Source organism: Lysobacter xanthus, assembly GCF_047159895.1.
In genome coordinates, this window is the sequence record NZ_BAAGAB020000084.1 from 1 (window position 1) to 9,392 (window position 9,392).

Consider the following 9,392-nt stretch of genomic DNA (forward strand, 5'->3'; position numbering starts at 1 on the left):
CACCGGGCTGGAGATCGTCTCCGAGATCAACCAGAAGCATCCGCAGACCCCGGTCGCGATGATCACGGCGTTTGGCACCCCGCGGCGACGCACAACTGCTGGGCCTACCGGATCGGCCAGGACTACCGGTCGAGCGACGATGGCGAGCCCTCGGGCACGGCCGGGCGTCCGATCCTCGCCGCGATCGACGGCCAGGGGCTCGATGCGGTGGTCGTGGTGGTCACGCGCTGGTACGGCGGCATCAAGCTCGGTGCCGGCGGGCTCGTGCGCGCCTACGGCGGCTGCGCGGCCGAATGCCTGCGGCTCGCCGCGAAGGTCGAACGCATCGAGACGACGACGCTGCGCCTCCGCTACGGCTTCGCCGACACCGGCGCCGTGCATGCCGTGCTCGCCGCCGCCGGCGTCGAGCGACTCGACGAGCGCTACGACGGCGATGGAGTGGACCTGGGCCTCCGCCTGCCGGTCGACCGCCTTCCCGCCTTGAAAGCGCAGCTGCGCGACGCCACCCGTGACCGGGTACGACTTCCGGATGCCTGATCGATGACCGATGCCCCCGCGCCCGGCGGCGCTCCCGCCGCGCGCCTTGCCGGACTGCGCGCCCTGTGGCCCTTCGTGCGTCGCCATCGCGGGCTGTTCGTCGCCTGGATGGTGGCGCTCGGCGTGTCGTCGACCGCCACGCTCGCCCTGCCCGTCGCCTTCCGCCGCGTGATCGACCACGGCTTCGCCCGCGGCACCACCGCCGCGATCGACACCGCCTTCCTGCCGCTGCTGGGCGTCGCGCTGCTGCTCGCGGTCGCCACCGCGGCGCGCTTCTACTTCGTCTCGCTGCTGGGCGAGCGCGTCGTCGCCGACCTGCGCGACCGCCTGTATGCGCACCTGCTCGCGCTCGATGCCGCCTTCCACGACCGCACGCGCTCCGGTGAGCTCGTCTCGCGACTGAGTGCCGACACCGAGCTCCTGCGCGGGCTCGTCGCATCGACGATGTCGATCGCCCTGCGCAGCACGGTCACCGTCATCGGCGGCGTGGTGATGCTGTTCGCGACCAGCCCGCGGCTCGCGTCATTCGCGCTCATCGGGATCCCGCTCGCGGTCGCGCCCATCGTCATCGGGGCGCGCCGGCTGCGGAAGATCGCGCGATCCAGCCAGGACCGCATCGCGGATGCGAACGCCGTCGCGGCGGAAACGCTCGGCGCCATCGCGACCGTTCGGGCGCACGCGCGCGAACCGTACGAGCGCGGGCGCTTCGCGGACGCGCTGCGCAGCGCCGTCGCCACCGCGCGCAAGCGCATCGGCGCGCAGGCGATCGTCACCGCGGTCGCGATCTCGCTGGTCTTCGGCGCGATCACGATGGTGCTGTGGCTCGGCGCGCACGACGTGGTCGCCGGCCGCATGAGCGGCGGCACGATGGCGCAGTTCGTGCTGTATGCGCTGGTGGGCGGCGGTTCCATCGGCGCGCTCGCGGAAGTCTGGAACGAGTTGCAGCGCGCCACGGGCGGCATGGGCCGGATCGCGGAACTGCTGGAGGAAGCGCCTGCGATCGCGGCCCCCGCGGCGCCCCGCGCCCTCCCGCGGCCGGTGCAGGGCGCGATCGACTTCGACCGCGTCACGTTCGCCTATCCCGCCGAGCCGGACCGCCCGGTCCTGCGCGATTTCGAGCTGCACGTCCGACCCGGCGAGACGGTGGCACTGGTCGGCCCGTCCGGCGCCGGCAAGAGCACCGTCTTCTCGCTGCTGCTGCGCTTCCACGACGTGCAGTCCGGCGCGATCCGGCTCGACGGCGTGCCGGTCACCGAGGTCGACCCCGCCGAGTGGCGGTCGTCGATCGCGCTCGTCGCGCAGCATCCGACCCTGTTCGGTGCGAGCGTCCGCGACAACGTGCGCTACGGCCGCCTCGACGCCGACGACGCCGCGGTCGAGCGCGCCATCCGCGCCGCGCACGCGGCCGACTTCGTCGCCGCGCTGCCGCAGGGTCTCGACACCACCGTCGGCGAACGCGGCGCGCGCCTGTCCGGCGGCCAGCAGCAACGCATCGCGATCGCACGCGCCGTGCTGCGCGATGCACCGGTGCTCCTGCTCGACGAGGCCACCAGCGCGCTCGACGCGCAGAGCGAGGCCGCGGTGCAGCAAGCGCTCGACGAGCTCATGGACGGCCGCACCACGCTGGTCGTCGCGCACCGCCTCGCCACCGTGCTCAAGGCCGACCGCATCGTCGTGATGGATGCCGGCCGGATCGTGGCCGAAGGCACCCACGCGGAGCTCGTCGAGCAGGGCGGGCTGTACGCGGAACTCGCCCGGCTGCAGTTCATCGACTGAGCCTCAGGTTCCGCGCGGCGCGGCCGTTATCGGTCGAGACGACCTCGGCCCATCACGATGCAAGCCCCTGCCCTTCCGTATGACGAGGCCGCGCGCCTCGACGCATTGCAGGCGCTCGGCCTGCTCGACACCTCGCGCGAGGAGCGCTTCGACCGGTTCGTGCGCCTGGCGCGCGCGATCGTCGACGTCCCGATCGCCACCATCTCGCTCATCGATGCCGATCGGCAGTGGTTCAAGAACATGCAGGGCCTGGACGTGGCGGAAACGCCGCGCAGCGTCTCGTTCTGCGGGCACGCGATCCTCGAGCAGGGCGTGTTCTACATCCCCGATGCGGCGGCCGACCCGCGCTTCGCCGAGAACCCGCTGGTCACCGGCCCGCCCCGCATCCGCTTCTACGCCGGGTGCCCGCTGTTCGTGCCGGGCGGCCATGCGATCGGAACGCTGTGCGTCATCGACCGGCGGCCGCGCACGCTCTCCGGCGACACCCTGCTGCGCCTGCGCGACCTCGCGGACTGCCTGCAGCGCGAGCTGGCGACGCAGATGCTGCTGCAGGACCTGCGTCGAGCCGAACCGGGGCCGTTGCAGGCAAGCGCCACGTTCGCGGTACTGGCCGGCGGCGCCTGATCGACCGCACGAAAAAGGCCCCGCTCGCGCGGGGCCTCGCATACGGGTGTCGCGAAACGGACTTCAGGCGGGCGTGACGCCGGTGGCCTGCATGCCCTTCGGCCCCTGCGTCACCTCGTAGGTCACGCGCTGGCCTTCCTGGAGACTGCGGAATCCCTTGGCGCTGATCGCCGAGTAGTGCACGAACACATCCGCAGAGCCGTCTTCAGGCGAAATGAAACCGAATCCCTTCGCATCGTTGAACCATTTCACGGTGCCGTACTGCATATCCTTGATGACCTCATGCTGGGAGCGTTGGCGCGCCGCGAGCCCGTCGGCTCACGGCCGCGGGCCGAGTATGCAAACGCCCCGCGCGCTTTGACAATCGCCCTAGCGCGCCGTCTCCGACATGCGGTCGAGCAGCGCGCCCAGCAACCCCGGCAGGTGCGCGGACGCGACTGCGACGTTGTCCAGCACGTCCTGCAGGGTGATCACTTCGTCCACCTGCGGACCCGCGCCCGCCGCCCAGTTGGCGACGATCGCCAGGCAGGCGTACTCGAGCCCGAGTTCGCGTGCGAGGCCGGCTTCGGGCATGCCGGTCATGCCGACGAGGTCGCAGCCATCCCGGCGCATGCGCGCGATCTCGGCGCGCGTTTCGAGGCGCGGGCCCTGCGTGGCGCCATAGCAGCCGCCGTCGACCAGCGGAACGCCCGCCGAGGCGGCCGCCGCCCGCACGTGACTGCGGAGCGACTCGGTGTAGGGCTCGCCGAAGTCCACGTGCAGCACTTCCGCCGCGTCCTCGGGCACGTCGCCCTCGCAGATCGTCGAGATGCGGCCCCACGTGTAGTCGATGAGCTGGTCCGGACAGGCCAGCACGCGCGGGCCGAAGCGCTCGGTGATGCCGCCGACCGTGTTCATCGCCAGCACGCGACGCGCGCCGAGCGCCTGCAGCGCGGCGAGGTTGGCCCGGTAGTTCACCTTGTGCGGCGGCACCGAATGGCCTTCGCCGTGCCGGGCCAGGAAGGCGACGCGGTGCGCGCCCAGCCGCCCCACCCGCACCGGTCCCGACGCGCGACCGAATCGCGTTTCGGGCTCGTGGGACTGCACGTCGTGGAGGTCGGCGAGCTTGTACAGGCCGGTGCCGCCGATGACGGCGAGTGCGATGTCGGACATGGGATCTCCGTGCTGCAGGCGATGCGCGCATCGCCGGGGTTCCGGGGCGTCGATCAGAGCTCGCGCAGTGCGGCGTCGGTCAGCGCGTGGATCGCGGGCAGGTTGCGACCCTGCTCCTGGAAATCCATGCCGTAGCCGAAGACGTAGCGATCCGGTACGTCGACGCCCGCGTAGTCGGCGCGGATGCCCTGCACGCAGCGGTCGTGCCGCTTCACCGCGAGCGCGGCGATGCGCACGTCCGTCGCGCCTTCCGACAGGCACCAGCGCATGATGGCGTCCAGCGTATTGCCTTCGTCGAGGATGTCGTCGGCGAGCAGCACGCGGCGACCGGCGAGCGGGGTCGCGGGTCGGTGCTTCCACGTGAGCTCGCCGCCGCTCGTCGCGCCGCGGTAGCGCGTGGCGTGCAGGTAGTCGAACTGGAGGTCGAGGCCGAGCGCGCCGATCTCCATCGCGAGCCGGCCGGCGAACGGCAGGCCGCCGTGCATGATCGTCAGGAACACGGGCACGTCGCCGCGGAAGTCGTCGACGATGGGGCGCGCCATCGTGGCGATCGCGCGCTCGAGCGTCTCGCGGTCGTGCAGCACGTCGCTGTTGGCGAGCGCCCAGGCGAGGTCGCGCGCCATCAGGCGAGGCCTTCGATGCGCTGCTTCGTCGCGGCGTAACGGTCGTCGGCGATCAGCTGCTGCCACGCGAGCGGACCGCGACCGATGAGGCCGGCCATCGACGCCGTGTTGAGCGCGCGCCCTTCGACGGCGGCGAGCGACTCCGGCACCAGTTCCGGATGGCAGACGAGCACCACGTCGCAGCCGGCGTCGAGGTGCGCATCGATGCGCGACTTGATGCCGCCCGCCGAGAACGCCGCGGCCATGCCGATGTCGTCGGAGAAGACCACGCCGCGGAAGCCCATTTCCTGCCGCAGGATCTCCTCGATCCAACGCTTCGAATAGCCCGCGGGGTCCGGATCGACGGCCGGGTATTTGACGTGCGCCATCATCACCGCATCCGCGCCGGCGTCGATGCCCGCCACGAACGGCACGAGGTCGAGCGCGCGGATCGTCTCGAGCGGCCGCGGGTCCACGGCATCGTCGAAGTGCGTGTCCTCGAGCACCGAGCCATGGCCCGGGAAGTGCTTGAGCGTCGCCGCCATGTCGGCGGCATGCATGCCCTCGACATAGGCCCGGGTGAATTCGGCGACGACCTTGGGATCGGCGGAGAAGGCGCGATCGCCGATCGCACGGTTGCCGCGGCCCAGGTCGACCACGGGCGCGAAACTCAGGTCGACGCCGGTGGCGCGCACTTCGCTCGCCATCAGCCAGGCATGCTCGACGGCGAGCTTGACCGCCCCTTCCGGGTCCCGACGGTACAGTTCGTCGAACTTCTCGAGCGGCGGAAACGCGCTGTAGCCGTCGCGGAATCGCTGGACGCGGCCGCCTTCCTGGTCGACGCAGACCAGCTGCGGCCGCGGCGCGGCCTCGCGGATCGCCTGGCTCAGCTCGGCCACCTGCTGCTTCGAGGCGAAATTACGGGAGAACAGGATCACGCCGCCGCACGCATCGTGCTGCAGCCAGTCGCGCTCCTGCGCGGTGAGTTCGGTGCCGGCCACGCCGATCACGAGCATGTCGGTCCACTCCAGGTTCCGGGTCGGGCCGGCATTGTGCCCCGGACGCCGTAAACGCGCAGCGTGGGCTACCAGCTCGCGTACGGCCGGCTGGCGAGCGCGAGGTTGTAGTACCGCGCCTGGTCGGTGACTTCCTCGCCCAGCCAGCCGGGGCGCGGATAGACGGCATCAGCATCCTCGAGTTCGAGCTCGGCGACGACCAGGCCCGCGTTCTCGCCGAGGAATTCGTCCACTTCGAAGGTGTGACCCTCGACCTCGACGTAATGGCGGACCTTCTCGATCCGCCCGCCGACCGCGAGCCTCAGCAGCGCGCGTGCGTCGTCGACCGGGATCGGGTAGTCGAACTCCTGCCGCGTGGTGCCCAGCTCCCGCGACTTCATGTTGAGGAAAGCCTCGTCGCCCTGGATGCGCACGCGCACCGACACGTTCATCGCCCCGGCATCGAGCGTGGCGAGGTCGTTGAGGTAGGCCTGCGCCATCTCGACCGGCCGCGCGGCCTGCGTGCGCCACGCGTCGGAGGTGACGAGGAACTTGCGTTCGATTTCGATGGGCATGCGTGGGCTCGGCGATCGCTGTTGTTGTTGCTGTTGTTGTTGTCACGCCCGACCCCGCGGGACGCTCTCGGCCCGGAGGGCGACGGCCATGGATGGCCGTCGCGGTCAGCCGAGGCAGGAAGCCGAGTCTGACCGCCGGTACTGCTGTGTCCGAGTGCGAGGCTGTGGCTTCGTCGGGGAAGGCCGTTTCTTTTGGGTACTTTTCTTTGGGCCAGCAAAGAAAAGTACCTCGGGCGCGGCAGCGCACGAAACGCCTTCGCTTCTGCGTGTCGACCAAGCCAACAGCGTTTCGTCCGCTCACGCGGCCGAGTTACTTTTCTTTGCTGGTGCAAAGAACGGATAACCAAAAGAAAGCACCTTCCCCGATCGAATCTACCGCCCGCGACCGGAGACGATCCCACGATCGCCACACTCGGCATCCTGCCTCGGGTGGCGACGGCCGACGTCCTGTCGGCCGCCCTTCGGGTCCCACGATTACCGGCGCTGCCACGGAACGAGACCACGGAACCCATGCCCACTTGGACAGCGGTTACTTCGGCTCGAACACCGCGATCGATTCCACGTGCGCCGTGTGCGGGAACATGTCCATGACGCCCGCCGCTTTCAGCTTCCAGCCCTTCTCATTCACGAGGAAACCCGCATCGCGCGCGAGCGACGCCGGATGGCAGCTGACGTAGACGATGCGCCTGAACTGCTTCAGCGGCAGGTGCGCGAGGACGAAGTCGGCGCCCGAGCGCGGCGGATCGAGCAGCAGCTTGTCGAACGATTCACGCATCCACGGTTCGCCGGACAAGTCCTCCGCGAGGTCCGCGGCATGGAACTCGACGTTGGAAAAGCCGTTGTGGGCGATGTTCTCGCGTGCTCGGCGCACGAGGCCGGCGTCGCCCTCGACGCCCACGACCTCGCGCGCATGGCGCGCCAGCGGGAGCGTGAAGTTGCCGAGGCCCGCGAACAGGTCGAGCACGCGCTCCTCGGGCTGCGGATCGAGCAGTTCGATCGTGCGATGGATCATGTGCCGGTTGAGGCCGGCGTTGACCTGGATGAAGTCGAGCGGGCGGAACTTCAGCTCGACGTCCCAGTCCTCGAGGCGGAACGCGAGCTTCGGCTCGTCGGGCTCGAGCGGATGCACGGTGTCCAGCCCGCCGGGCTGCAGGTAGATCGAGAAACCGAGCTCGCGACCGAAGGCGGCGAGCTTCGCGCGGTCGCCCTCGGTCAGCGGCGCGAGATGGCGGAAGGTCAGCGCGATGGCATCGTCGCCGGCGATGAATTCGATCTGCGGGATGTCGCGGCGGCCGTCGAGGCTGTCGACCAGCTGCGCGATCGCCCCGATGCGCGAGCCGATCTGCGGGATCACCGTGTGGCATTCGCTGATGTCGGCGACGAACCGCGGATCGGACTCGCGGAAACCGACCAGCGTCTTCTCCTTCTTCTCGACCCGGCGCACCGAGAACCGGCCCTTCCGGCGGTAACCCCACGCCGAGTCGACCAGCGGTTCCAGCACCGCCTTCGGCGTGACGTGGCCGATGCGCTCGAGGTTGTCCATCAGCACGCGCTGCTTGGCGAGGATCTGCTTCGACTCGTCGTAGTGCTGGAGCGCGCAGCCGCCGCACGTGCCGAAATGGCCGCAACGCGCCTGCACGCGCTCGGGCGCGGCCTCGACGATCTCGACCGCCCGGGCCTCATCGAAGCTGCGATGGCGTCCGGTGCGCACGGCGACGACCTTCTCGCCCGGCAGCGCACCCGCCACGAAGACCGCCTTGCCGTCGGGCAGGCGCGCGACACCGCGGCCGTCGTGGGTCAGGGCGGTGATGTCGACGGGGAACGGCGTGAGATCGAGACGGGCCACGGCGGCACTGCATGGGGAACATGCCGCGCATTATCCCGGAAAGCCACGCGTGGCCCTGAACCGGTCGCCGAAACGACGACGGCCCGCCGAAGCGGGCCGTCGGAACGCGCTGCCGGTCGCTTACTTCTGCTTCCAGGCCCCGCCGCTCTGGTACCACCAGCCCTTGCGTGCGCTGTCGATCCACTGCCGTGCGAAGACCTCGCGGATGCGCGATTCCCATTCGGGATGGCCGTTCGCCACCGCGATCTCGCGGTACACGGCCGCACGATCGCGGTTGTCCTCCGCGACCGCCTGGTTCACCGCCACGCGATCTTTCAGCGCGAGCTTGGAGGCATCGCGCACGGTGACCATGCCGTCGCCGGTGAAACCGAGTGCGCCGGCGTCGAAGGCCTCGCGCAGCTGGGCGTCGAAGCGCTGCTCCATGCGGGCCTGGATCGCCTGGATGCCGGGCGTCTGGATCTTGATGTCGGGCTGCGCCTGCGCGTACGCCGAGCCGATGCCGACCAGCGAAGCGAAGTCGACGCGTGCCAGCTGCGCGGCCGCGCGCTCGGTCCAGGGCGTCTCGATCGAGGCACTGCCGCCACCCGGCTTCGCCGGCGTCGCGTCCGTCTCGTTGATGACCTTCTCGACGAACTGCTTCGCCGCCTCGCGGGCCTCCGCAGCCGGGAAGTAGACGTTGATGGTCACGCACGCGGTGAGCGCGACGGCGAGGGGCGGAAGCATCAGCCAGCGGCGCATGGGACGTTCTCCTGTCGGTTGGGTCGATCGTGACGAAGCATGCGTGAAGCGGAGCGAAACATGAACAGGGCTAGTCGACGACCGGCTTCGACTCGCCCTTCCCGACGGCGACCAGGCGCTCGACCAGCGTCGGCCAGTCGACCCGCCGGTTGATGCCGACCACGGTGAGCCACGGAATGCCGCCACCGCGCACGATCGTGAAGCTGTCCGGCCCGCGTGCCTCGAGCCCACCCATCCCGCAGACCTCGTCCGCGAGCCGGCAGTCGATGCCGATCGCGGAATACGCGAAGTCGTCGAAGAAGCCGATCAGCCGCGACTGCAGGCTGTTGACGAAGGAGGCGTCGCCCACGCTGGACAGGTCCTGCACCGCGCGCTGTGAAATGCGCTGGCGCACACCGCGGTGGCGATCGGTGCGCAGGTGCGCATCGAAGGCGACCGGCTGCCAGTCGACGAGGCGCAGCCCGCCGATGCGGCCGTCGAGCCGGCCCGTGATGCTGCCGAAACCGAGCACGCCGGTCAGCGCCTCCAGGTCGAGGTCGTCGAAGGC

General features: G+C 70.2%; 10 protein-coding genes and 1 pseudogene. 3 read left to right on the forward strand and 8 right to left on the reverse strand.

What is annotated here, in order from left to right; all coding sequences use genetic code 11:
* The 3 genes from ACY35P_RS13960 to ACY35P_RS13970 all read left to right on the forward strand — a co-directional run.
* The coding region (locus ACY35P_RS13960) for an IMPACT family protein (RefSeq protein ID WP_462116447.1) at window positions 1-537 on the forward strand (537 nt) is incomplete at its 5' end.
* A 3-nt stretch (window positions 538-540) separates the two neighbouring features.
* On the forward strand, window positions 541-2,313 hold the full coding sequence (locus ACY35P_RS13965; protein ID WP_462116448.1) for an ABC transporter transmembrane domain-containing protein: 1,773 nt from the start codon (window positions 541-543) through the stop codon (window positions 2,311-2,313).
* Between the two features lie 57 nt (window positions 2,314-2,370).
* Complete coding sequence (locus ACY35P_RS13970; protein ID WP_462116449.1) at window positions 2,371-2,937, forward strand: GAF domain-containing protein; 567 nt, start codon at window positions 2,371-2,373, stop codon at window positions 2,935-2,937.
* Between the two features lie 63 nt (window positions 2,938-3,000).
* On the opposite strand, the gene ACY35P_RS13975 is transcribed toward ACY35P_RS13970, so the two are convergent.
* The 8 genes and pseudogenes from ACY35P_RS13975 to ACY35P_RS14010 form a co-directional block, all read right to left on the reverse strand.
* Entirely contained in the window at window positions 3,001-3,204 is a 204-nt protein-coding gene (locus ACY35P_RS13975) for a cold-shock protein (protein WP_462116450.1), read from the reverse strand.
* A 102-nt stretch (window positions 3,205-3,306) separates the two neighbouring features.
* On the reverse strand, window positions 3,307-4,089 hold the full coding sequence (locus ACY35P_RS13980) for an S-methyl-5'-thioinosine phosphorylase (protein ID WP_462116451.1): 783 nt from the start codon (window positions 4,087-4,089) through the stop codon (window positions 3,307-3,309).
* A gap of 53 nt (window positions 4,090-4,142) precedes the next feature.
* The gene (locus ACY35P_RS13985; RefSeq protein WP_462116452.1) at window positions 4,143-4,712 is read right to left on the reverse strand and encodes a hypoxanthine-guanine phosphoribosyltransferase; all 570 of its coding nucleotides are present in this window, start codon (window positions 4,710-4,712) and stop codon (window positions 4,143-4,145) included.
* Window positions 4,712-5,707: a beta-N-acetylhexosaminidase gene (gene nagZ, locus ACY35P_RS13990; RefSeq protein ID WP_462116453.1), complete on the reverse strand. Its 996-nt coding sequence runs from the start codon at window positions 5,705-5,707 to the stop codon at window positions 4,712-4,714. Before nagZ ends, ACY35P_RS13985 begins: the two co-directional genes overlap by 1 nt.
* A gap of 68 nt (window positions 5,708-5,775) precedes the next feature.
* Window positions 5,776-6,261: a CYTH domain-containing protein gene (locus ACY35P_RS13995; protein ID WP_462116454.1), complete on the reverse strand. Its 486-nt coding sequence runs from the start codon at window positions 6,259-6,261 to the stop codon at window positions 5,776-5,778.
* Window positions 6,262-6,790: 529 nt separating this feature from the next.
* Window positions 6,791-8,107: a 23S rRNA (uracil(1939)-C(5))-methyltransferase RlmD gene (gene rlmD, locus ACY35P_RS14000; protein WP_462116455.1), complete on the reverse strand. Its 1,317-nt coding sequence runs from the start codon at window positions 8,105-8,107 to the stop codon at window positions 6,791-6,793.
* A 120-nt stretch (window positions 8,108-8,227) separates the two neighbouring features.
* A complete protein-coding gene (locus ACY35P_RS14005) occupies window positions 8,228-8,845 on the reverse strand; it encodes a YdbL family probable chaperone protein (protein WP_462116456.1) in 618 nt (205 codons plus the stop codon).
* Between the two features lie 70 nt (window positions 8,846-8,915).
* Window positions 8,916-9,392, reverse strand: a pseudogene (locus ACY35P_RS14010) (hypothetical protein); the annotation flags it as partial.